The organism is Daejeonella rubra (assembly GCF_900103545.1).
In the GTDB taxonomy this organism is placed as follows: domain Bacteria; phylum Bacteroidota; class Bacteroidia; order Sphingobacteriales; family Sphingobacteriaceae; genus Daejeonella; species Daejeonella rubra.
In genome coordinates this window covers 1-23,998 of sequence record NZ_FNHH01000021.1, presented here as the reverse complement: position 1 = coordinate 23,998, position 23,998 = coordinate 1, and the positions used below count along the sequence as shown (strand labels likewise).

The window sequence follows — 23,998 nt, the reverse complement described above, 5'->3', positions numbered from 1 at the left end:
ACTACATCATCACCACACATTACCTGTTTTTGTAATACCTCATTTAATTTATTTTTAAATCTTACTGATGTACCCATAATTAGGCCGCTGAAATCTTTAAAGTGGTTTTTGAGTGTTTTATTAAACTTTTTTACAGGGTTTGAAGCGACTAAATTTCTTCAATGTGTAGTGATGTAGAGTTGTTTTATTTGGTAGAACGTAAAAACACCTCAATTTTGTTCTTCCTTAATCAATTAACTAAATACAAATTATGAAACGAAAATCTCTACTAGTATTTTTATTTCTTCTATCCTGTTTTAATGCTTTTGCTCAGAATATCAAGGTTTCCGGAAGGGTTACTGATGGTATAAGCAATGAAGCATTAATAGGTGTAACTGTAAAACATAAAGGTTCTACTATTGGAGCTCAAACAGATTTAAATGGTGATTTTTCTATCAGCGTTCCGTCCAATGCTACCTTAGTATTCACCTACCTGGGATTTACAGCTCAGGAAATCCTGGTAAACGGAAGAACTACTATTAATGTAAAACTTAGCCCTTCAACTAATGAATTAGATCAGGTTGTTGTTATAGGTTATGGATCTCAAAAGAAACGAGATTTAACAGGCTCAATTAGTTCTGTAAGAGGTGAAGACATTGAAAAGTCACCTAATACAAACCCGGTTTCCTCATTGCAGGGTAAGGTTGCTGGTTTAACAATCGTGAATAGCGGTACACCCGGTGCATCACCAACAGTTCGAATCAGAGGTATCAACAGTACTAACGCAGCAAGTCCTATTTATGTTGTTGATGGTGTTATCCAAACTAACATTGATTATGTGAATGCAGCGGATATTGAAAGTATGGAAGTATTAAAGGATCCATCTTCTACTGCTATCTTTGGAACACAAGGTGGTAATGGAGTAATCGTTGTTACAACCAAAAGAGCCGCAAAGGGCGAAACTCGTATAGCATTTCAAAGTTCTGTAGGTTTGCAAACTGTACCCAACCAAATTGATGTGGTAGATGCATCTGGTTTCAAAAACCTGTACGCGGCACAGTTAGCAAATATAAATGCAGCGCCATTTGATTTCACAAACTATACTGCAAATACCAACTGGCAGGATTTGATCTTCAAAACAGCCATGCAGAATAATAATAACCTGAGTGTTTCTAGTAGTGGTGAAAAGTCTACCACCATAGTTAATGTGGGATATAACAATCAGGAAGGTGTTTTAAGAAACAGCAGATTCCAGAGATATAATTTCAGATTGAATCAGGAATTAAAATTTAATGACAACCTGAAAGTTGGTGGTGATGTAAATGCCTACCACTATAATTCTGATCCCGCTGATGTTTCCTTAAACAATGCATTATGGTCAGCGCCAATTGTAGGTGTACAGGAAGATGCAAAGACCTATTATAGCATGCCATCATTTCAAAGGGCACAGGTGGGTAATCCAATTGCAAGTTTAAACAGGAATGATCAAACCTCCATCAACAAGGGTTACAGAGCAGTAGGTAATATATTTGCCGAACTTACCTTTTTGAAGAATTTCAAATTCAGATCTTCATTTTATACTGATATGAGCTGGAATGGTTCAAGAGGGTATAATCCACTGCCTTATACATTTATTAATTTAGGTGAAGGCTCTATCCCAACAACACGTACTTTTGATAATTCAATAAGGACTTCAGTTGATCAGAACCAATCAGAATTCCGTAAGTTTCAGCAGGATCAAACGCTGACCTATGAAAACACATTTAATACGGATCATAAGTTAACTGCACTAGCAGGTTTAACCTCTCTATATACTGCAAGCAATTCTTTATCTGGAAACAGAAGAGACACCACTTTAAACATCCCTAACGATCCTGATTTTTGGTATTTAAATATTACCAACATCGCTAATCCCGGAAATTATAACGGTAGTGGCAGTGAATCAGCTCAGCAATCTTATTTTGGAAGGGTAAACTATTCCTTTAAGAGTAAATATCTGGTTAATGCGTCTATCAGAAGAGATGGAATTTCAAAATTCGCACCGGAAAACAGGTGGGGAACATTTGGAAGTGTTGGATTAGGCTGGGTACTAAGTGAAGAGAGTTTCTTTAAAGACAATATTAAAGGAATTGACTTCGTGAAACTTAGAGGTTCATGGGGTACATTGGGTAATGCACAGGGATTTGGTGAAAATTTATATCGTCCGGGATTGACAATAACTGACGTTGGTGTATTTGGTAATAATGTTTACCCATCAGTTACTCCTTCATATGTACCGGATCCTAATTTACATTGGGAGGTTATACGTGGTTTAGATATTGGTATGGAGGTTCAGGGTTTCAATTCACGCTTGAGCGCTGACCTGACCTATTATAATCGTACTACAAAAGATATCTTAACAAGAGTACCATTGCCTGCAATCAGCAGTTATTTATTAACCAATTTAGGAACAATATCTAATAAGGGCCTTGAACTTAGCTTAGCCTGGAGAGATAAAATTGGAAATTTCTCCTATAGTATTGCACCTAACATCAGTCATAATAAAAATAATGTGGAGTCAATTGGAGATAATTTTAATTTCCAGATCACAGGTAACGGTGGTGTAAACAGAACCAGTTCTGGTGAGTCAATTGGTTATTTCTATGGATACAAGCAGGTAGGTGTTTATCAGTCAACAGCTGATCTGGATAAAATGCCGGCATTCGCAAACTCATTACCCGGTGATATAGCCTATGCTGATATCAATGGTGATGGTTTTATTACTGATGCTGATAGAACGAATTTAGGTTCTCCTTTTCCGGATTATAATTATGGACTTAATTTATCATTAGCCTATAAAAGTTTTGACATGATTGTCGAAGGTCAGGGTGTTGCAGGAAATCATGTGTACACTCAAAGACGTACATCGAACTTTGCAGTTCTTAATTATGAAAGTAATCGTTTAAATGCATTTACCAGGGCTGGAACAAGTAATATTGAACCAATTCTTGATAATACCCGTGGAAATAATTACTTAATGAGCAACTACTTTTTGGAACCAGGCGATTATTTCCGCTTACGTACCGTTCAGTTAGGTTATACATTTAATCAAGCCATATTGAAAAAAGCGGGTATGAAGTCGTTAAGAATGTATTTAAGTGGTCAAAACCTGAATACCTGGAGCAAAACAACTGGTTATACTCCTGAAGCTCCAATTAGCAATATTATCGGTGCTGGTGCAGATAATGGAATTTATCCAATTCCAAGTGTTTACACTTTTGGCTTGAACCTGACTTTTTAATTGTATCAATTTTAAAATTATAGCAATGAAAATATTAAAATACAAAACAAGCTATGCAATAGTCTTTTTGTTTGCATTGATAACGGTATTTGCCGGATGTAAAAAAGATTTCCTGGATAGACAATCACAAGGCGAGTATGATCAGGATAATTACCCTTATCCTGAAGGTTCAGGCCCTTATGATCAGTTCATTAATGGTGCCTATGCAGTTTTAAGGAGTTATAATGTGACGGTTATGCCATTTGTTACGGTTGCAAGTATCAGAAGTGATGATGCAGATAAGGGAAGTACGCCTGCAGATGGTGGTGATCAAATTCAAATGGACAACTTTAGTATTACAGCCAGTAATGGTGTAGCCAATGCATTTTGGATAGGTCATTATGATATGATCAACAAATGTAATTTTGTACTTGAAAGAGTAGCAAAAGATCCTAATCTTAACACACCTGAAGGATTAAAACTTGGTGCAAGAGCAGAGGCCAGGTTCTTAAGAGCCTATGCCTATTTTATGTTGGTTAGAAGTTATGGCGCTGTGCCATTAGTAGATACTGTTATCACTAAAACAGCTGCAGAAGCAAATATCCCTCAAAGTGCCGCACCACTTGTTTATCAGTTTATTGAAAGTGATCTGATTTTTGCCGCAGCAAATTTACCAGCAACTTACGATTCAAAATTTGTGGGTAGAGCAACCAGAGGTGCTGCACTTGGTCTGTTAGCAAAAGTATATTTATATCAAAGTAAATGGGCCAGTGCAATGAGTGCTGCAAATTTGGTTATGACATCCGGTCAATATGACCTTTCAACCGCCTATTCTAAAATATTTAACGAAGAAGGTGAAAACTCAAAGGAGTCTATCTTTGAAGTTCAGGCAACTGCAACAGCATCCAATCCTACCATTTATGGATCACAATATACTAGTGTTCAGGGTATTAGAGGAACTGGTCAATGGGATTTAGGCTGGGGCTTTAATGTTCCAAGCACCAGTTTAGAATCGGCTTTTGAAGCTAATGACCCAAGAAAAGCCCGTTCTATTTTATATGCGGGTGGTACATCTTTGTATGGCGAAGCAATTCCTGCCGGTTTACCAAATCCTCGTTATAATAATAAAGTGTATACCAATCCGGCCAGAAGATCACAGATCGGAAACCGATTTGGATGGTGGAACAATGTTCGTTTATTGAGATATGCAGACGTTGTTTTAATGTATGCTGAAGCTGCTAACGAATTGGGTGGAGCAGATAACACAACAAAAGCCTTAGCAGCCTTAAACAGTGTAAGAGTAAGAGCAAGAGAAGGCAATAACACCATTCTTCCTGCAATTACCACTACAGTTCAGGCAGATTTAAAAGAAGCGATCCGTCGTGAAAGAAGAGTAGAATTAGCTATGGAACATGAGCGGTTCTTTGATATTGTAAGATGGGGTATTGCAGCTGATGTTTTACAGGCTCAGGGAAAGAATTTCGTAAAGGGTAAACATGAATTATTGCCTATCCCACAAATTCAAATCGATTTAAGTAAGGGTGTATTAAAACAAAATAATTATTATTAATCCTTAAACACATGAAAAAGAATTTATTTAATATTCCCAGTCTGATCGTTTGTCTATTGACTGTTTCAGTTTTATCATCCTGCGAAAAAGACGGTAATCCAAATAATTTACCGGAAGTTTCTACAGCACAATATGAGGGCAAAATTGATGGATATTCCAGTACAGATGATGTATACCCTAAAAATTTGGTAGCCTACTGGTCATTTGAGGATAGCAAAAATGAAACTATCAGTAAAACTGCACCAACTTCTTCTTTAAACGATTCATATATAACTGGTGGTGTAAAAGGCAAGGCTCTGAAATTAACTGCAGGATTTGTTTATTATGCAACACAAATGGATGCGTTCAAATCTGAAGCATTAAAGAGTTTTACAATCAGTCAATGGATTCAGATCACCAATAATGGATCCAAGAAAACAATGACCTTTCAAATTGCCCGTCCGGGTTTATTTAACGGCAGCTTTGATCTTAGATTAAATACACAGTCTTATCCATCCACTACAACAGACATTTTAAAAGTAAATCCAAGATTCACCACAATTGGCGGGGGTAGTCAGGATAACCTGAATGCTACGCTTTCACCCAAAATTGGTGCTGCGGTATGGACTCATTTGGTTTTAACCTATGACGGAACTACCGGTGTGTTTAAAATGTGGGCAGATGGTGTAAATATTGGATCATATAACAATCGTGGTACTGGTAATAACCTGTTTAAATCTTATGAACCCGGTGAAATTATTATTGGTGGCTGTTATAATACCATTCCAGGTAAAACTGTGAGTACAGATGTTTCATTTGCAAATATGACAGGCTCAATTGACGAGATCAGAGTTTACAATACTGTGCTTCCTGATGCACATATTAAAGCTTTAAATAATCTGGGCAAAGCAGGTAAATAAATTTAGGAAGTGCTGGCATATTTATTAGCCAGCACTTCTTTTTCATTAAATTTCTGATGTATTTGGATTATCTTAAAAAAAGCTATTTATTTATTCTAGTACTACTTTTGCCTTGCTTAATAAGTTGCAATAAAGATAATACAACTATTATTTCTCCTAAAGACGCCGGAATTTCTTTCAGTGTAAACGGTAGTTATAATGGGTCCCTGAGCTATAAGGCATTGAATCCAACTCCTAAAGTTAAGATCATGTTTTCTGAAGCAATTGCAGGTGGAGAGGCAAATAAAATTACCTGGAAAACTGATGACGGAAATCTGGTGAATGTCACTTATTCTGTTTCGGATCAAAATAAGTCTGTTGAAATAGTTCCGGTAAATGATCTTTCATCTTTTTCAAACTTTAAGATCACTATTCCCGAGAACATTAAAACAGAATCCGGAGGTAGAATAATTAATCCATTAACGATCAATTTGCAAACAGGTTTGGATGGAAAAGATAAGTTTCCTGTTATTTCTGATAATGACCTTCTGACTCTTATCCAAAAGCAAACGTTTAAATATTTTTGGGATTTCGGCCACCCAAATAGTGGAATGGCGAGGGAAAGAAATACTTCAGGAGATATTGTCACTACAGGTGGTACCGGGTTTGGGGTTATGAGCATTGTAACTGCGGTAAGCAGGAATTTCATAACAAAGGAAGAAGGCTTAGCCCGGATTCAAAAGATCCTTACGTTTTTAAAAACTGCAGATAAGTTCCATGGTATTTTTCCACACTGGATCAATGGAAATACCGGAAAGGTTCAACCATTTAGTACGAAAGATAATGGTGGAGATCTTGTTGAAACTGCTTTCCTGATGGAGGGCTTACTTGTTGCAAGACAATATTTTAATGCAAATGATCCGGCTGAAATAAACCTTCGGTCAGACATCAACACTTTATTTAATGCTGTAGAATGGGATTGGTTTAGAAAAAATGGCGAGGAAAAATTATACTGGCATTGGAGTTCAAATTACACCTGGGATATTAATTTGCCAGTCAAAGGTTGGAATGAAGCCTTAATGGTATATGTTTTAGCAGCATCTTCTACTACCCACACTATACCTAAATCTGTTTATGATACCGGTTGGGCAGGAAACGGAAGTATAAAAAATGGCAATAGCTATTATGGTGTTCAATTACCTTTAGGATCTGCCAATGGCGGGCCTTTGTTCTTCGAGCATTACAGCTTTATGGCATTAAACCCGACTTTCTTAAGCGACTCTTATGCAAATTATGAAACCCAGGTTAAAGCGCACACAAAGATCAATTATAATTACTGTGTTGCTGATCCTTTGAAGTTTGGGTACTCTAAAGATTGCTGGGGTTTAACAGCAAGCGATAGTAATGGAGGCTATGGGGCTAGTTCTCCCAATAACGATAAAGGCTATATTGCACCTACAGCCGCTGTTGCTTCTTTGCCTTATGCACCTGAAGAATCTATGCAGGCCATTCGTTTCTTCTACTATAAATTAGGCGATAAAATATGGGGTGAATATGGTTTTAAAGACGCTTTTTCACTTCATGATCCTTGGTTCGCTCAATCTTATTTAGCGATTGACCAGGGCCCCCAAGTTGTCATGATAGAAAACTATCGAACCGGTTTAATCTGGAACTTATTTATGTCCTGCCCTGAAATAAAATCCGGATTAGTAAAACTGGGCTTTCAAAGTCCTAAAATTTAAACATGAAAAATAATTATAAACTATATATTCTTCTTTCTTTTTTCCTTTTATCCTGTGGGGTTAAAAATAATTTAGAAGTTACCGGAACCTTAACTGATGATCAACTTTTAGACACAGTTCAATACCATAGTTTTCAATATTTCTGGGATGGTGCCGAGCCAGTTTCAGGTGCCGCCAGAGAACGTTTCCATGAAGATAATATTTACCCTTCCAGTGACAGCAATATTGTAGCTACCGGAGCTGCAGGTTTTGGTTTAATGGGTATTATAAGTGGCATTGATAGAAAGTTTGTAAGCAGAAAGAAAGGTGTAGAAAGGTTAACAAAGATCCTGGTTTATTTGAAAAATGCAGAGCGCTTTCATGGTGCCTGGCCCCATTGGATGGTAGGTGAAACAGGTAAAGTGAAACCATTTTCTAAGTTTGACGACGGTGGTGATTTGGTGGAAACTTCTTTTGTTGCTCAGGGACTAATCTGTGTTAAACAATATTTCAAGAATGGAAACCCTGAGGAAAGAGAGCTTTCGGCATTAGCCGATGAATTATGGAAAGGAATTGATTTTGATTGGTATAGAAACGGAAAGAATGTCCTTTACTGGCATTGGAGTCCTCAAAACCAATGGAAAATGAATTTCCCTGTCAAAGGATTTAACGAATGTCTGATCATGTACGTGATGGGCGCTGCTTCTCCGACACATGGTATCGACAAGATCGTTTATGATGAAGGATGGGCAATGAGTGGTGAAATTAAATCTCCCCGTTCCTATAAAGATATTACCCTTCAATTTTTTCATCAGGGAAATGCGCCAAATGGAGGTCCTTTATTTTGGTCACATTATTCCTTCCTGGGTTTGAATCCAAATGGCTTAAAGGATGCCTATGGGGATTACGGACTTGAAGCTAAAAATCAAGCCCTGATCAATTATCAATGGTGTGTAGATAATCCCTTAAATCATAAGGGATACGGTGCAAATAGCTGGGGATTAACATCCAGTTATTCCATTCTTGGATATGCAGGTCATGCTCCGCAGAAAGGAAAAGATCTTGGTGTTATTGCGCCAACCGCTGCTATTTCGTCCATTGTTTATACCCCGGAACAGTCTTTGGCAGCTATGCGCCATTGGTATGAAAAAAAGAAAGATAAAGTTTGGGGTAAATACGGCTTTTATGATGCCTTTAGTGAAACGGCAAACTGGTATGTTCCCAGATATTTGGGTATTGACAAAGGTCCGGAGGTAGTGATGATAGAAAATTACAGATCCGGTTTATTATGGAAATTATTTATGCAGGATGAAGATGTGCAGGCAGGCCTAAAGAAATTAGGCTTCCAAAGTCCTTATCTGAAAAAGTGATGAAGCAGAAATTTTATTATCCGGATCAGTTTCTTCATATGAGGTCTTCATCAATCCGTGGTGAAGATTTTTAGAGCTTAAATAGCACATAAATCTTTTAGTTCAGTGTTAGATCAATTAATTAGCACTGAATTTCAAAATCTGCATTTTCAAAATTTGAGTAATTTTTTTTAGCCCATGCGAATACTTATATATCTTATTGTTTTCAGTACATTTTCTTCAGCTATAGCTATAGCACAACAAAAGGCTCCACTAAAAAAGCTTCATCCTGCTGTTAGTAGTGCAGATCCAAAAATGAATCAGTTCATTTCTAACCTAATGTCTAAAATGACAGTTGATGAAAAGATCGGACAGTTAAATTTATTGACAGGTGGTGAGATCATTACAGGTACTGCAGGCAATTCTGATTTAGAGAACAAAGTTAAACGGGGTGATGTTGGAGGCTTTTTTAGCTTAACTTCCCCGGCAAGGGTAAGAAAAGCTCAGGAAATGGCTGTTAATCATACCCGTTTAAAGATTCCATTAATTTTCGGTTTAGATGTTATTCATGGTTATAAAACCACATTCCCTATACCATTGGGTATGTCGGCAACATGGGACATGCCCTTAATTCAAAAAACAGCCCGGATCGCCGCAGAAGAAGCCTCGGCTGATGGAATTAACTGGACATTCTCACCTATGGTAGATATTTCCAGAGATCCCAGATGGGGTCGTTTTTCTGAAGGAAGCGGAGAAGATCCATTTTTAGGTTCAGAAATAGCTAAAGCAATGGTTATTGGATATCAGGGTGATGATCTGGCAAAAATAAACACCCTCATGGCCTGTGTGAAACATTTTGCACTTTATGGTGCCGGAGAAGCCGGCCGGGATTACAATACCGTAGACATGAGTAAAGTACGGATGTATAATGAATATTTGCCTCCTTATAAGGCAGCTATTGATGCGGGGGCAGGTAGTGTTATGACTTCTTTTAATGAAATTGATGGCATTCCTGCAACGGCAAATAAATGGCTTGTAACCGATCTTTTAAGAAATGACTGGAATTTTAAGGGTTTGGTTGTTACAGATTATACCGGGATCAATGAAATGGTGGATCATGGTTTTGGGGATCTTAACCAGGTTTCGGCCTTATCCTTAAAAGCGGGTGTAGATATGGATATGGTTGGCGAAGGATTTTTAATGACCCTTAAGAATTCATTGAATAAAGGTCTTGTTTCGATTGAGGATATTAATCGTGCCTGCCGCTTCATTTTAGAAGCTAAGTACAAACTTGGTTTATTTGAAGACCCATTCAAATATTGTAATGAAGAGCGCTCTAAAACTAAAATCTTCACTGCAGAAAACAGAAAGGTTGCACGTGAAGCTGCAACAAAAAGTTTTGTGCTTTTAAAGAACTCGAACAATCTCCTGCCATTGAAAAAGTCTGATAAAATAGCTTTAATTGGTCCCCTTGCCGATTCTAAAGTCAATATGCCGGGCACCTGGTCTGTTTCTACAGATCTGAGCCAGGCAATTTCTATCAGAAAAGGCTTAGAAGATGCTTTGGTTGATAAATCTAAACTGATTTACGCCCTGGGTTCGAATTTGTTAGAAGACCCTGAATATCAGGACCGTGCTACCATGTTTGGAAGGGTGATCCCAAGAGATAATCGGCCGGAAGCTATAATTATTAAAGAAGCAGTTGATGCGGCCATGAAGGCAGATGTTGTTGTTGCAGCCTTAGGCGAGAGCTCTGAAATGAGTGGCGAGAGCTCAAGTCGTACAGATATAAAGATCCCGGAAATTCAGCGCAGGCTTTTAGAAGCATTGCTTGCCACAGGTAAGCCTGTTGTTTTACTTGTTTTTAACGGTCGTCCGCTTGACCTTACCTGGGAAAGTAAGAATGTTCCTTCTATTTTGAATGTATGGTTTGGTGGATCAGAAACCGGACATGCCATTGCAGATGTATTATTTGGAGATGTAAATCCTTCCGGGAAATTATCAGCAACATTTCCTCAAAACATAGGCCAGATCCCGATTTTCTATAATCATAAAAATACCGGCAGACCGCTTGCTGATGGAGAATGGTTTAAAAAGTTTCGCTCAAATTACCTGGATGTAAGCAATGAACCATTATATCCCTTTGGATATGGATTAAGTTATACAAGTTTTGATATTTCTGCTCCGGTTTTGAGTTCTAAAATCATGAAAACTTCTGGTAATATTCAAATTTCGGTATCTGTAAAAAATACAGGATCAATGAATGGTGAAGAGGTGGTTCAGCTTTATATCCGTGATATGGTTGGTTCTATTACCCGTCCGGTTAGGGAATTGAAGGCCTTTCAAAAGATCAGTTTAAAGGCTGGTGAATCTAAACAGGTGATCTTTAATTTAACTGAAAACGATCTTAAATTTTATAATTCCAATCTGGATTTTGTTGCCGAGCCCGGCGACTTTAAAATTTTCGTAGGAAATAGTTCAGCACATGTTAAAGAAGCAGACTTCAAACTACTTTAATATTCTTCAGAATCTGATGACTCAAACTATTTTCAAACAGTAATTCATCGTTTTTTAATTAACCTGAGATCCGATCCCTGTCCTGTATGTGATTTTCCCACCTATCGCGCAGATAAGATCAGTGCTGCTCTTTTATTTAAGACGTACGCCTACTTTTATGCTTATTCAGCTGGTTTTACAATTTCTCAAAGGCTTTTTTTAATTACAAACTCCAATAATTAATTAAGTGGGGGAACGCATATTAGGGGCCTAATTACGACTGGTTGCCTTTTCAGGATGCCCTGCAAAAAATACGGTTGTAATAAGAGAATAATCAGCTTTTGTTATTTTCGATATGGCCAAAAAAACAGAATGTCGAAATTAAAATGCCCTTTCAGGTACATAAGATTATTGAACGCATTTATGAAAAGAGATAAGTAATAACACTTAAAAAAGGATCCGATATGCCAATAAAATATTACTTTGCCTAATGATTAGCCAATTGATAATCAATAAACTAAACCTTTATTATATTATAAATTAAAATCAATAAGATGGGAATATTGAAAAAGTCTTACACAGATGGGTTCTTTAATGTGAGCCCCGCACATGGTTTTCTTCCTTCAAGGATGCCTTTAGCCAAGTTACCTGATCATTACGCGGCACTGCAATATTTGTTGGATCAGATGCCTGTTCAGTTAGGAGAAGGAGAACATGGATACCTTCATAATTCGGGTGCAATTGTACAGGCTGTAGATAAGCTGCCTAATTTTCTGGATAGCGTTAAAAATGAAACGGATATATCTGTAATCCAGGCACTCTTTAGAGGATATTCCTTTCTTGCTTCAGCATACACTCTGGAGCCGTCATTTCATCATTTCCTTGAAACAGGACATTATGGTAAGGCAAGAAATATATTGCCTGCGCAGATTGCTCAGCCCTTTGTAGCAATTTCGGAAAAACTGGATGTATATCCCTGGCTGGATTATCACTATGCCTATTCTCTGGGAAATTTCAAGAAAAAGGATAGTAGTTTAGGTTTGGAATGGACTAATCTGGAAATGTGTGTGCGATTCTCAGGGCAGCCTGATGAAGCGGGGTTCATTATGCTGCATGTCGATATCAATCAGCATTCTCCGGATTTGGTAAGCTCCGTCATGAATACCCTTGAAGCTATTGAGAATAATGATCGGGAGCTGACAGTCAAATGGCTGAAACAAAACCATATGACAATGGTAGAGATGAATGAGCGGAGAAGGGAAATGTGGAAAGCATCCAGATGGCAGCATTATAATGATTTCAGAGTGTTTATCATGGGTGTAAAAGGCAATGAAGAGCTCTTTGGTGATGGGGTAATCTATCAGGGGGTATGGGACGAACCTAAGCAGTTCAGAGGACAGACCGGGGCACAGGATGACATTATTCCTATGGAGGATATTTTTGCAGGAGTTATCCGGTATTACCCTAAAAATGAGTTAACAAAATATTTGTTAGATCTAAGAACCTATAGACCAAAGTGTATTCAGGAGTTTTTTATAGATCTGGAAGAGGCGGTTAACCAGATCGGTGATCGGGGTATTGCAGGTTATCTGCTGGAGAAATTAAATGGGGACGGGCTGGTCTACCTCTTAGGGATCCTGGAAGAAATTTATCATTTCAGAAATGGTCATTGGCAATTTGTTCAAAAGTATATTATGGCTAATACTCCCTATGCAAAAGCTACCGGCGGTACTCCTATTACCAGTTGGCTTCCCAACCAATTAAAATCTGTTATGCGGCAAATGGAAGATGTTATTTCAATGATTGATACCATTGGCATCCAAACCTTATCCGATACAGCAAATATTGTACATGACATTCGTGAAAAACTTCCTCAAATGCATAAACTTTTGGATGAACAATTAGAACTGGTTTCAGGGAATCAATTTTCAGCAGATAAGGTGTTTGACCTTAATGAGAAATTTGGCTTGAAGGACACCGATAAAAAGATTTAAGCGGTTTGGTTTTTCATCAGGGGTTTGTCGTATGAAAAATAAATTAAACAACATGTTTTCATTAAGTAAAAAAGTAATTATAGTAAGTGGCGGCACCGGTATTTTGGGTGGAGCGTTTATAAAAGCCATTGCCAGTCAGGGCGGCAAAGTGGTTATTCTGGGCCGAAATGAGCTAACCGGAAACCGGAGAGCGGCGGAGATAAATAAGGAAGGTGCTGAAGCCATATTTATAGCTGCTGATGTTCTTGAAAAGGATCAGCTTGAAATGGCAAGAGATAAAGTTTTAAGCACCTTTGGCCGGATCGATGGCTTGGTGAATGGTGCGGGGGGCAATATCCCTGAAGCTGTTTTAGCTCCTGATAAAGATGTATTTGATCTTAATATTGAAGGTGTTAAAACAGCAATGAACCTGAATCTTTGGGGAACGGTACTTCCTGTTCAGGTATTCGGACCTGAGCTAGTTAAATCAGGTAGTGGAAGTATCGTTAATATCTCTTCAGTAAGTTCGGTGAGGGCTATCACCAGGGTTTTAGGCTATAGTATGGGAAAGGCAGCTATTGATTGTTATACCAAGTGGTTTGCTGTTGAAATGGCGAACCGTTACGGCGATAAGATCCGAATGAACTCCATCATGCCTGGTTTCTTTTTAACGGAACAAAACCGCACATTATTAACTCAGCCTGATGGAACATTAACAAGTCGCGGGCACTCCATCATCAGTCATACTCCTTTTAAAAGATTTGGAGATCCTGAAGAATTATGCGGTGCCCTGATTTGGCTGTTGAGTGATGACTCAAAATTTGTAACCGGAACAACTGTCGGGGTAGATGGCGGTTTTACCATCAATGGCGGGGTTTAATTTTCAAGGTCAATGGAACAAATTTTATACCCATCTTATTCTAATGTACGCTATCGCATGGAACAAACTATGCGCTGGTTCGGACCAAATGATTCAGTTTCTCTGGCTGATATTAAACAAGCCGGCTGTACGGGAGTAGTATCTGCATTGCATCATGTGCTTGTTGGGGAGGTGTGGACTGTGGAGGAAATTAATATCAGAAAGGAATTAATTGAGGCTGCAGGTATGGTATGGACGGTGGTGGAAAGCGTTCCGGTTCATGAGGCAATAAAAACCCGGACTGAAGGATTTGAGCAGTATATTTTAAATTATCAGCAGACTATTCGTAATCTTTCTGAATGCGGAATCAAAAATGTTACCTACAATTTTATGCCTGTTCTGGATTGGACCAGAACTGATTTGAACTTTCAGCTCGCTGATGGTTCTAAAACCATTCGCTTTGAAATGGCTGCCCTGACTGCCTTTGATATTTTTCTTTTAAAAAGAAAAAATGCAAGAAATGACTATGATAGCGTTACAAATAAAAGGGCTGAGAAATTAATGTCTTCCATGAATGAGTCTGAAGTCAACCTTTTGGTTCAAAATATGCTCAAAGGTTTACCTGGTAGTGATGAGGGTTTTACGATGGAACAATTTAAAAAAGCATTAGCCACCTATGATACCATCGACAGAGATCAATTACAGAAAAATCTCATTTATTTCTTAAAGAATATTGTTCCTGTGGCAGAAGATTCGGGTGTAGTCATGTCAATTCACCCCGATGATCCTCCGTTTGCAGTTTTAGGTTTGCCCAGAGTGGTGACCTGCGCAAAAGATATAGAGGATTTAATTGCAGCAGTGCCCTCCCTCCACAATGGACTTTGTTTTTGTACCGGTTCATTTGGTGTACTTGCCGGTAATGATCTGCCGGCAATGGTCCGGGATTTTGCCGAAAGAATTCATTTTATTCATTTAAGAAGCACACGAAGAAACGAAAAGGGTGATTTTTTTGAAGATAATCACCTTCAAGGGAATGTAGATATGTACGCAGTGATCAGAGAACTGGTAATTGTAATGCAGGGGAGAAAATGTTCCATTCCGGTCAGGCCAGATCATGGTCACCAAATTTTAGATGATCTGAAAAAGGTCACTTACCCAGGTTATCCTGCTATAGGAAGGCTTCGCGGACTTGCAGAGATACGCGGTCTTGAACTGGGGATATTGAGAAGTTTACAGGAAGAGAAACTATAAATATGGTCTTTTTAATGGAAATTGCTGTTTGCAAAGCTTTTTTTACATAAAAATTCAATAAAAATTCAAATGCCGGAAATTAATTCAGTTTTTTGGCTATTTTTCAATGATTATTTAATAGACACCTAAAATGAAATCGTCATGATTTTGCTCAAACCCGCAGGGGTATGATTATCAAATCATGATCGCCCTGCCTACCGGCAGGTTCATTACCCTTAAAAAAACAAAAAATAAACCGATGAAAAAAACATTACTGATTTTGATGCTTCTTGTCAGCCAACTCAGCTTTGCAAAGCCTAAAGACGACCGATATTTTGAATTAAGAGTTTACTATTGTAATCCCGGTAAACTGGATGCATTAGTTGACCGGTTTAGAGATCATGCAGTGCCATTGTTTAAAAAACATGGAATTGACGGACTTGGATATTGGATTCCGACCAAAAATCCGGATAACGCATTTTATTATTTAATGGCTTATCCAAGTAAAGAAGCCAGAGATGCATCATGGAAGGAATTTGGGAATGATCCGCAATGGCAGGAAGCTGCAAAAAAATCGGAAGCAAACGGAAAGCTTATTGCAAAATCTAACATCTATTTCCTGAAAGCAACTGATTTCACACCTAAAATTAAAGCATCAAAGGGAGGCGAAATGCGCACTTTTGAAATGCGCATCTATACTGCAATGCCTGGAAAACTTCAAGATCTTGAAACCCGTTTCAGAGATCATACCATGAAGATCTTCAAGAATAATGGAATGCAGAACATCGCATATTTTACAACCCTTGAAAAGGATGCTTCGGTACAACCAAAACTACTTTATTTCCTGGCCTACAAGAATGAGGCTGCTGGACGATTGTCATGGGAGAATTTTCGTAAAGATCCGGATTGGATAAAGGCAAGCACTGCATCTGAAGTGAATGGTAAACTTGTAGAAAAAGTGGAATCTGTATACATGCAACCAACAGCCTTTTCTAAGTTAAAGTAATGCTTCGCTGAATTTCAAAATTCATATAAAACAAGGGCTCTAAATTTTTAGGGCCCTTCTTTTTTCCTGTTAAGGCTTTTCTGCTTTCCCGATTAAATCGCTGTTAATGCAATGCTGCTTTTTGGTTCAAAATCTAATAGGATAAAACCATTTCCGGATTGAATGATCTTTACTTTTCCGCTGATCTTTTGATCAAATTTACCGAAGGGAGATTTTACTTTCAGGCTTCCGCCTTTCTCTGAATGGATATTTAAGGATTCAACTTTCCCATTTTCTTTTTTAGCACTTACAAGGAATGCGCCTTCAGCTCTCATGGTATTGAATGAAACTGTACTCCAATCAGCGGGGATTGCAGGGAATATCTCAAGAAAACCAGCATGAGACTGGATCAGCATTTCCTGTAATCCTGCTGCGAATGCAAAATTTCCTTCCAGAGTGAATGGTCTGTAAACAAAGTCGGAGTAACCGGATTTGGTTTGATCTCCATTTAAATGAAAGCTATTCGTAGAGCAAAATGCTGTTGAGAAAATGCTTAGTGCCTTTGCAGCGCCTTCTCCGTCTTTTGCTCTTGCTTTCAAATTTCCAAGCCATGCATAGGAGTATCCGCACCACATTTTTGGTCCTACGGAATCCAATAGTTTAATACTGGAACGGATAATATTTTTTGATTCATCAGAGTCTTCCCACTTGATCAGTCCCAGGGGATGGATAGCCATCGTATTGGAAAAATGACGGTGAGATTCGGCATAGGGATAGTCGGGAGCGACCATCAACTCCTTATTTTTTGAGATGGCGAGATCGGGCAGTTGCTCATAAATTTTTTTCCAATGACTGGCTTCCTCCGTCAGGTTTAATTCCTGAGCCAGCTCTGCGGCTGTCTTGAAATTAAACTGCATCAGCGATAGGTCGTAATTAGTGGTTTTTGTGAACCAGGCGCTGATATCATTATCATTGATCTCAGGACTTGAGCTGATCACGAGTTTCCTTTTTCCAGTCTCACTATCCAATACTGAAATTTGCTCTAAAAACTGGGCTGTTGATTTTATCCAGGGATAGGCTTTGTTTTTTAAAAAAGCTCTGTCCATGCTGTAGCGCCATTGCAGATAATAATGTTGCGATATCCAGGCAGAAACAGTTGGAGAAAGTGAATACTGGATCCAGCCTCCCATTTCAGTTCCATCCAGAGTGGTTACTCCAGGCACCGCAATTCCTTCTTTCCTGAAAAATTGTTTTGTATAGCGTTTGTAGTTCTCTTTGTTGGTTTCAAAATGATCCAGATAAGCCATAGCCTCATCCAGGTGGTTTCCGCTATAGGATGGCCAGTAACTCAGCTGGGTGTTCAGGTCATGATGAAAATCTCCTTTCCACGGCGGTATCCTTCCATTATCAGCCGACCAGATAGCTTGTAATGAGATTGGGGGTGCATTTTGCCTGGCTGTAGATCCAAATTTATATTGCTCCATTTCCCATTGATGCTGAAGAGTAGGGTCAGGAACTTTTAAGTCAGATTTAGCCCAGAATTGTGACCACCATTCCAGATGACTTTTCCTGTTCTGGTCAAAACCTGTATTTAGCATTAGCTGCAGGGCTTTTAAGTCAAGATTACTTTTGAAAACATCCGGATTACTTCGTATGGTCCAGATACCTTCCACCGTGTTGGCATTCACCTTTTTCCAGGTAACGATTACCTCATATGAAAAATCTCCCCAGCCTTTTTGATGATAAGTGATGCTGTTATTTTTCTTGCTTACGCTACCTTGCTCATATCCCAGACGGCCAAGATCATCTCCACCAACAGGATCGCCACTTATCTTTACAGCAGCCTGATAGGAAGGCGGAATTAATTCGATATCGAAATTATCCGGCAGATTTTCAAACTTAAACCATCCAACAGGCTTTACAGCATGCACAAAGGAAGTTAAACGGGTGCCATTTTTCCAGCGGATCTCTGAGGTAGCTTCATCTAGATTTAATTTAGCATCTGCAAGGATAAGGTCTTTGGTGAATTTAAATTCCAGTGCTGCTCCCGGAATTTTGGTCGGTGCCGGCTCCCTGTCATAGGGATGATCAAAATATTCCTGAACCGGTTTATAGTTATTGTTCAATCTTTGTTCTACGATCCATTGGTAGCTAAATTCCTTTCGATGAAGGCCTTTCATTGGTCGGCTATCCCAGAGGTCCGCGCGGTCTAAGGCAAAACGAACAATTTTGTTCTTTTCCCAAACCAAAGAACCTATCATTCCATTTCCCAGTGGCATAGCTTCATCCCATTGCTTAGGTAATGGATTAAATTGGTGGAGTCTGGGTTGTGCTGATAAACTTCCAAAATGATATAAACAAAGAACCAGTATTAAAATTCTTGTCGGATTGATTTTTGGATTCATGTGAATTTAACTCTGATTGAGGAAATACGATCGGAATAGGTTTAGCTAATAGTTGATAAGAGAACAATGATTTTTTAAAGTTCCCTTATTGGTGCTTACAATTGCCGGGATACGAAAGGATTTATATCCGTTCACCATGCTTTTATACATATAATTCAGATCCCGGGATTGTGTTTTTTGACTCAGCAAATGGATAAAAACAATCAACATAGGTGAAATTTTTTTCATTGATCCTGGTTTCATTTTCGGTAAACTCCTTCTAATTTAACTGAAACATTAAAATCAGTAAAATGTAAAATTTCATAATCTAGCGTATAATATTTGTTACAATATAAACGTTATCTTTGAAAAATTTCAAATATCAGAATGAAAAAGGTCTTTTTCATAACCTTAATGTCAGTCTATCTACTGGGAAATACAGACATTATCCAGTTGATCAGATTGCCTATGCTTTTCGTTCATTACCAGAATCATCTTCACGATAATGGCAAACTGAATTTGGTATATTTTATTACTTCACACTATGATGCAGCAGGCGACGGTATCGATTCTGATAATACAGAAGAAAATCAAATGCCATTTATGCAGATAAGCCATAATATTTCAAATATTGCTTCTTTAAGTTTAACAAAGCTAATTCTTGTACCACCAGTTTTGAATTCCATTAACACTAAATATGCTGAATATACACAGTCTTATACTCCAGAGGTGTATTCTCTATCCTTATTAAGACCCCCGATAAGCATTAGCTGATCTCTTTTTAAATCAAATCACAATTAACCTCTTAGAGGTTTTTAACTGTCTGTCGGCAATTATTTTTGCTGCAACTATACTTTTATGAACCTGCATGAGCCTGCCTGCGGTAGTCAGGCTTACCGCTCACATAATGAAAGTATACAAGCTCATGCAAGCTTCATAGCCTTAAAAAAACTATATTCTGATGAAAAAATTTAAAATATTCTCATTGCTATTTGTGGGGATCGTAATTGCTTATACGTCCTGTAAGCATGAGGTTCCAACGATTTCTGAGATTGATACCCTTCCACCCGCAATTACGGTTAATTGCAGTACTGACTCCGTATATTTTGTCAATACTATACAACCTCTTCTGATATCAGGTTGCGCCATGAGCCGATGCCACGATGCAATAAGCCATGAAGAAGGAATAAACCTATCCACATACAGTGGTGTAATGAGGGAGGTTGTTGCAGGCAATGCCACAAAAAGCGAATTGTATAAGTCGATGATTCGAACAGACGAGGATCGAATGCCTCCTCCACCTGCTGCAGCATTTACTGCTGATCAGTTAACCAAAGTCAGAACATGGATCAATCAGGGTGCAAAAAACAATGGCTGCAGTAGTTGCGACTCTACTGATATTAAATTCAGTACAGCTGTAAAAGTTATTATCCAGAATAAGTGCCAGGGCTGTCATAATCCAGCTTCTTTAGGTGGAGGCGTTGATCTTTCAACTTATACGGCTATCAAGGCCTCTGCCGCAAGCGGAAAATTATATGGATCTGTTTCATGGGCAAGCGGATTTTCAAAAATGCCCCAAACAGTAAAATTGCCGGATTGCGAAATCACTCAAATAAAAAAATGGATCGATGCGGGTTCCTTAAATAATTAATATATGAAGACAAAGAACATATTGACCAGCATATCGATCATTCTCTTTTTCTTTAGCTCCTGCTATTATGATAAGGAGGACCAACTGTATCCATCATCAGGAATTTGTGATTCAACGGCACCAGCAACCTATGCTTCTACTATGGTTCCGCTCTTTCAACAGTATTGCTATAGTTGTCATGGAGGAACAGCCTCATCCGGCGGGGGAATTTTAATGGGGACCTATGCCACTGATAAGGCGATGGCCTTAAATGGATCATTGTATGGGTCCATTGCTCATGCTTCAGGCTATTCGCCGATGCCAAAAGGTTTAAATAAAATGACTGATTGCCAGATTTCCAAAGTTAAAAAGTGGATCGATGGCGGAAGCCTTAATAATTAATCATAACACTATGAAAATCAATAAAATAGTACTGATCGTGTTTGTTCTAGCTGTTGCTATCGCAGGGTACTTTTATGTAACATCCGAAATCAACAGAAAAAGTCCATCAATGGCAAATAGCCCCGAAGATTTTGTGAGCAATACCACCGATCTTTTAGATGAATATCAAACCAATCCGGCAGAGGCTGATAAAAAGTATCTGGGAAAGATCATTTTGCTTTCCGGGAATATCAAATCTCTTGAAACCAGCGAAAAAGGGTTTCACACCATTGTTCTGGGGGATAGTTCTTCCATGTCATCAGTCAGATGCAGTATGGATAACAGTATTGCCCTCGATGTTGGTGTGCTCCCGATCGGGACAGCCATTGTTTTGAGGGGTGAGTGTACCGGGTTTAATCCCGATGATCTGGGATTGGGTGCTGATGTAGTCCTCAACCGGGGTGTATTAATTAAAACAAAAAGGAAATAAAACCATCATGATTTTACTATAACCTGATAGGGTATGATTATCAAATCATGATCACCCTGCCGTCAGGTTTATCACTATTAAAAAAAAAGAGATGAAAAAATTAATTCTAGCTACGATAGCGCTATTTCTTGTTGCAACAGGTTTTGCTCAGGATAAATATTTTACAAAAAATGGTACAATAACATTTGACGCTACAACTTCTGCTTCTCCCGAAAAGGTGACCGCAGTAAATAAGTCTGTAGCCTGTGTACTGGACAGTAAGACAGGAAATATTCAGTTTTCTGTTTTGATGAAAGGTTTTGAATTTGAGCAGGCACTAATGCGGGAACATTTTCATGAAAATTATCTGGAGAGCGAAAAGTTTCCAAAGGCCATATTCAAGGGGCAAATAAGTAATCCATCTATGGTAAATTATTCTAAAAATGGAACTTATGAAGTAAATGTAAAAGGTCAGATGCTTATGCATGGTGAGGCTAAAGAGCTTGAAACAAAGGGGAAACTTATTGTAAACAATGGCAAGGTTTCTCTTTCTGCTAATTTCTCTGTTGTTCTTACTGATTACAAAGTGATTGTGCCCCGATTGGTTAGCGATAAAGTCGCAAAAACTGCAAATATTAAGGTGGATTGCATGTTGCAGATACTAAGCATTTAATAGTTTATTCAAATGAATCTTAAATTTTTTATGAAAAAATTCAGCAGTATAATATACGTATTCATTTTGTTTATGATCTCCTGGAATACTGCCAGTGCTCAGGATGAAGACCTTTTGAAGTTATTGGGCGAGGAAAAGCCTAAAAGAGAGATTACAAAAAATGCATTTAAATCTACCAGAGTTATCAATAGCCAGTCGATGGAATTTCTTTCACCGGGCACGATGGACTTTATTATCCTCCACCGTTTTGGTCAGATTAGTGAAGGCATGGGTAATTTTTTCGGCTTGGATCAGGCGAGTATGAGAATGGCACTCGATTTCGGAATAATGCAAAACCTGATGGTAGGTGTTGGGAGAAGTACCTATAAGAAAGAGCTTGATGCTTTTATTAAATATGCACCGATCAGGCAATCAACAGGGTTAAACAATTTTCCAGCAACAATAGCTATTTCTGCAGGTACAACCCTGAATACTCTTCCATGGTCAGATCCATCCAGAAAAAATTATTTTACATCCAGACTTGCTTATTATACTCAGGTTATCATTGGCAGGAAATTTAATGAAAATTTCAGCCTTCAACTGAGTCCGACTATGGTTCATAATAATCTTGTGGCTCTGCAAACTATGCCAAATGATGTTTTTGCATCAAGTTTGGGTGGAAGAGTTAAGGTATCTAAACGAATGGCGTTAACTTTTGACTACACCTATATAATTCATGGGGTTGATAAGAGTATGTATAAAGATCCATTATCCGTTGGTCTGGATATTGAAACTGGTGGCCACGTTTTTCAATTACATTTTTCTAACTCTACCGGTATGAATGAAAGAGCATTTATTACCGAAACTACTGGTAGCTGGGATAAGGCAGAGATCAGATTTGGCTTTAACTTATCGAGGATGTTCCAGATAAAAAAACAAAAGGAAGTTTCTAAAGAATAATATACCTGTTCTAATTAGAATAATAATGTATTTAATAATTAAGCCACAATTAAAATAATTAATTGTGGCTTAATTATATCTCAAGAGTACTTATTTATTAACGGCATTCTTCTCAATATAGTCACTTAAGGTAGAAACCGGGTTCCCGATATAATGGTAGGCTTCTGCCCATTCAAGTCCATATTTTTTACCAATTTCCTTGTCTGAAGGTGTTCCCCTCTGCGCTTGTGAATCTTTATCCAAAACAAAGTGCTTCACATAATTGAAGTCTGCCGACTCATCTGTATCTCCAAGTATTGGTAATTTTTTACCCTTGTCTGCCAGACTCTTTTTAATTCTGGAGCCTGCATTTCCCCCAGGACCTTGAGTAGTAATAACCACATTACTCTGAACTTTTGTATCGATATGTTTGCTTATATCTACAATCCTGTTCACCAATTGCGGTCCTCTGGCAAAATAATAACGTTCTTTAACAGAATAAGGCTTTACAACATCCAGTTGTTCAGGATAATCGACACTGCCCGACATCCATCTTGCAGCTTCAACGGCCTGAGCGGTTACATAATGATCCGGATTTTCTTCATAGTGTCCCCATGGGTCATAACTGAAAATGGTATCAACTTTCAGTAATCTGAACAGGAATATCAATCGTCCCTTTATTTCCTGGGTATTGTATTCATCCATCCGGTGATTTCGGTATCCCAAATTATATACTTTTTTTAGTCCCAATACTTTGGCAACTTTATCATTGTCTTTCTCATTATTCGAAACCCTGTCGCCATCAGTTCCCCCACCCGCTGCATCGTCATTTGTAACTCTGATAAGATAACCTGTATAACCCTCACTGATCAGTTTTGCAATTGCTCCACCTGCAAATAAGGTTGCGTCATCGACATGCGGCTGAATAACTGCCAATACCTTTCCTTCATGCGGCCGACCCTCTACGCTTCTTTCAATAAAAATATCATCAGCTGTTGCAGCTTCATTATTAATGTTTTCTGTTTTTTCTGAAGCCTGAGCTTCGTTACTTAATAGAGTTGCATAGGCAGCGGGGATAATTGCTCCTGCAGCTATTCCCTTTGTGATAAATTTTCTTCTTTCCATATCAGGTTGATTTATTAATTCTAATCATTAGTGTCCATTAAAAAATAAAAATTGTTCTTTGAAATCATTGATAGTCTATTAGTTACGGAGTGATTAAGTGCGTGACGATTTGAATTGAT

The 23,998-nt window shown here is 38.3% G+C and carries 18 protein-coding genes; 16 read left to right on the top strand and 2 right to left on the bottom strand.

The genetic code is table 11. The features are described 5' to 3' along the window. The first annotated feature begins 250 nt into the window (after window positions 1-250). From BLR27_RS13410 to BLR27_RS13365, 10 genes are all read left to right on the top strand, one after another. Window positions 251-3,259, top strand: a complete 3,009-nt coding sequence (locus BLR27_RS13410) for a SusC/RagA family TonB-linked outer membrane protein (protein ID WP_090705680.1) — start codon at window positions 251-253, stop codon at window positions 3,257-3,259. 25 nt (window positions 3,260-3,284) lie between these two features. Continuing rightward, the gene (locus BLR27_RS13405) at window positions 3,285-4,808 is read left to right on the top strand and encodes a RagB/SusD family nutrient uptake outer membrane protein (RefSeq protein WP_090705678.1); all 1,524 of its coding nucleotides are present in this window, start codon (window positions 3,285-3,287) and stop codon (window positions 4,806-4,808) included. A gap of 11 nt (window positions 4,809-4,819) precedes the next feature. Further along, window positions 4,820-5,707, top strand: coding sequence for a LamG-like jellyroll fold domain-containing protein (locus BLR27_RS13400; protein WP_090705677.1), 888 nt, complete (start codon window positions 4,820-4,822; stop codon window positions 5,705-5,707). A gap of 62 nt (window positions 5,708-5,769) precedes the next feature. After that, complete coding sequence (locus BLR27_RS13395; RefSeq protein WP_245704517.1) at window positions 5,770-7,428, top strand: glucoamylase family protein; 1,659 nt, start codon at window positions 5,770-5,772, stop codon at window positions 7,426-7,428. 2 nt (window positions 7,429-7,430) lie between these two features. After that, window positions 7,431-8,777: a glucoamylase family protein gene (locus tag BLR27_RS13390; RefSeq protein ID WP_090705673.1), complete on the top strand. Its 1,347-nt coding sequence runs from the start codon at window positions 7,431-7,433 to the stop codon at window positions 8,775-8,777. Window positions 8,778-8,954: 177 nt separating this feature from the next. Next, window positions 8,955-11,273: a beta-glucosidase BglX gene (gene bglX / locus BLR27_RS13385; protein WP_090705672.1), complete on the top strand. Its 2,319-nt coding sequence runs from the start codon at window positions 8,955-8,957 to the stop codon at window positions 11,271-11,273. A 533-nt stretch (window positions 11,274-11,806) separates the two neighbouring features. Continuing rightward, entirely contained in the window at window positions 11,807-13,246 is a 1,440-nt protein-coding gene (locus BLR27_RS13380) for a PrnB family protein (RefSeq protein WP_090705670.1), read from the top strand. Between the two features lie 31 nt (window positions 13,247-13,277). Further along, window positions 13,278-14,105 carry an SDR family oxidoreductase gene (locus tag BLR27_RS13375; protein WP_090705668.1) on the top strand — a complete coding sequence of 276 codons (828 nt, stop codon included), beginning with the start codon at window positions 13,278-13,280 and terminating at the stop codon, window positions 14,103-14,105. A 12-nt stretch (window positions 14,106-14,117) separates the two neighbouring features. Further along, window positions 14,118-15,335, top strand: coding sequence for a mannonate dehydratase (gene uxuA, locus BLR27_RS13370; RefSeq protein ID WP_245704516.1), 1,218 nt, complete (start codon window positions 14,118-14,120; stop codon window positions 15,333-15,335). A gap of 238 nt (window positions 15,336-15,573) precedes the next feature. Then, window positions 15,574-16,320, top strand: a complete 747-nt coding sequence (locus BLR27_RS13365; protein WP_090705728.1) for an NIPSNAP family protein — start codon at window positions 15,574-15,576, stop codon at window positions 16,318-16,320. Window positions 16,321-16,412: 92 nt separating this feature from the next. Here the strand turns inward: BLR27_RS13365 and BLR27_RS13360 are convergent, their stop codons facing one another. Beyond that, window positions 16,413-18,704, bottom strand: a complete 2,292-nt coding sequence (locus BLR27_RS13360; RefSeq protein WP_090705666.1) for a glycosyl hydrolase family 95 catalytic domain-containing protein — start codon at window positions 18,702-18,704, stop codon at window positions 16,413-16,415. Between the two features lie 366 nt (window positions 18,705-19,070). Here BLR27_RS13360 and BLR27_RS13350 point away from each other — a divergent pair, with 366 nt between their 5' ends. The 6 genes from BLR27_RS13350 (at window position 19,071) to BLR27_RS13325 (ending at window position 22,775) form a co-directional block, all read left to right on the top strand. Further along, window positions 19,071-19,457 (top strand): hypothetical protein, encoded by a 387-nt coding sequence (locus BLR27_RS13350; protein WP_090705663.1) that lies wholly within the window; start codon window positions 19,071-19,073, stop codon window positions 19,455-19,457. A 187-nt stretch (window positions 19,458-19,644) separates the two neighbouring features. Further along, the gene (locus BLR27_RS13345) at window positions 19,645-20,334 is read left to right on the top strand and encodes a c-type cytochrome domain-containing protein (RefSeq protein WP_090705661.1); all 690 of its coding nucleotides are present in this window, start codon (window positions 19,645-19,647) and stop codon (window positions 20,332-20,334) included. Window positions 20,335-20,337: 3 nt separating this feature from the next. Beyond that, complete coding sequence (locus tag BLR27_RS13340; RefSeq protein WP_090705659.1) at window positions 20,338-20,715, top strand: c-type cytochrome; 378 nt, start codon at window positions 20,338-20,340, stop codon at window positions 20,713-20,715. A 10-nt stretch (window positions 20,716-20,725) separates the two neighbouring features. Beyond that, complete coding sequence (locus BLR27_RS13335) at window positions 20,726-21,184, top strand: OB-fold protein (RefSeq protein WP_176767706.1); 459 nt, start codon at window positions 20,726-20,728, stop codon at window positions 21,182-21,184. Window positions 21,185-21,275: 91 nt separating this feature from the next. Further along, the gene (locus BLR27_RS13330; RefSeq protein WP_090705656.1) at window positions 21,276-21,836 is read left to right on the top strand and encodes a YceI family protein; all 561 of its coding nucleotides are present in this window, start codon (window positions 21,276-21,278) and stop codon (window positions 21,834-21,836) included. Window positions 21,837-21,866: 30 nt separating this feature from the next. Next, a complete protein-coding gene (locus BLR27_RS13325; protein WP_090705727.1) occupies window positions 21,867-22,775 on the top strand; it encodes a DUF5777 family beta-barrel protein in 909 nt (302 codons plus the stop codon). 90 nt (window positions 22,776-22,865) lie between these two features. On the opposite strand, the gene BLR27_RS13320 is transcribed toward BLR27_RS13325, so the two are convergent. Then, window positions 22,866-23,879, bottom strand: coding sequence for a PIG-L deacetylase family protein (locus tag BLR27_RS13320; RefSeq protein WP_090705654.1), 1,014 nt, complete (start codon window positions 23,877-23,879; stop codon window positions 22,866-22,868). Window positions 23,880-23,998 lie beyond the last annotated feature (119 nt).

Excerpts from the sequence above, each read along its gene's own strand:
- BLR27_RS13350 (WP_090705663.1), top strand. The coding sequence starts at position 19,071 with ATGAAAAAGGTCTTTTTCATAACCTTAATGTCAGTCTATCTACTGGGA.
- BLR27_RS13375 (WP_090705668.1), top strand. The coding sequence starts at position 13,278 with ATGAAAAATAAATTAAACAACATGTTTTCATTAAGTAAAAAAGTAATT.
- BLR27_RS13400 (WP_090705677.1), top strand. The coding sequence starts at position 4,820 with ATGAAAAAGAATTTATTTAATATTCCCAGTCTGATCGTTTGTCTATTG.
- BLR27_RS13345 (WP_090705661.1), top strand. The coding sequence starts at position 19,645 with ATGAAAAAATTTAAAATATTCTCATTGCTATTTGTGGGGATCGTAATT.
- BLR27_RS13360 (WP_090705666.1), bottom strand. The coding sequence starts at position 18,704 with ATGAATCCAAAAATCAATCCGACAAGAATTTTAATACTGGTTCTTTGT.
- bglX (WP_090705672.1), top strand. The coding sequence starts at position 8,955 with ATGCGAATACTTATATATCTTATTGTTTTCAGTACATTTTCTTCAGCT.
- BLR27_RS13340 (WP_090705659.1), top strand. The coding sequence starts at position 20,338 with ATGAAGACAAAGAACATATTGACCAGCATATCGATCATTCTCTTTTTC.
- uxuA (WP_245704516.1), top strand. The coding sequence starts at position 14,118 with ATGGAACAAATTTTATACCCATCTTATTCTAATGTACGCTATCGCATG.
- BLR27_RS13320 (WP_090705654.1), bottom strand. The coding sequence starts at position 23,879 with ATGGAAAGAAGAAAATTTATCACAAAGGGAATAGCTGCAGGAGCAATT.
- BLR27_RS13410 (WP_090705680.1), top strand. The coding sequence starts at position 251 with ATGAAACGAAAATCTCTACTAGTATTTTTATTTCTTCTATCCTGTTTT.
- BLR27_RS13365 (WP_090705728.1), top strand. The coding sequence starts at position 15,574 with ATGAAAAAAACATTACTGATTTTGATGCTTCTTGTCAGCCAACTCAGC.
- BLR27_RS13405 (WP_090705678.1), top strand. The coding sequence starts at position 3,285 with ATGAAAATATTAAAATACAAAACAAGCTATGCAATAGTCTTTTTGTTT.
- BLR27_RS13330 (WP_090705656.1), top strand. The coding sequence starts at position 21,276 with ATGAAAAAATTAATTCTAGCTACGATAGCGCTATTTCTTGTTGCAACA.
- BLR27_RS13390 (WP_090705673.1), top strand. The coding sequence starts at position 7,431 with ATGAAAAATAATTATAAACTATATATTCTTCTTTCTTTTTTCCTTTTA.
- BLR27_RS13325 (WP_090705727.1), top strand. The coding sequence starts at position 21,867 with ATGAAAAAATTCAGCAGTATAATATACGTATTCATTTTGTTTATGATC.
- BLR27_RS13380 (WP_090705670.1), top strand. The coding sequence starts at position 11,807 with ATGGGAATATTGAAAAAGTCTTACACAGATGGGTTCTTTAATGTGAGC.
- BLR27_RS13335 (WP_176767706.1), top strand. The coding sequence starts at position 20,726 with ATGAAAATCAATAAAATAGTACTGATCGTGTTTGTTCTAGCTGTTGCT.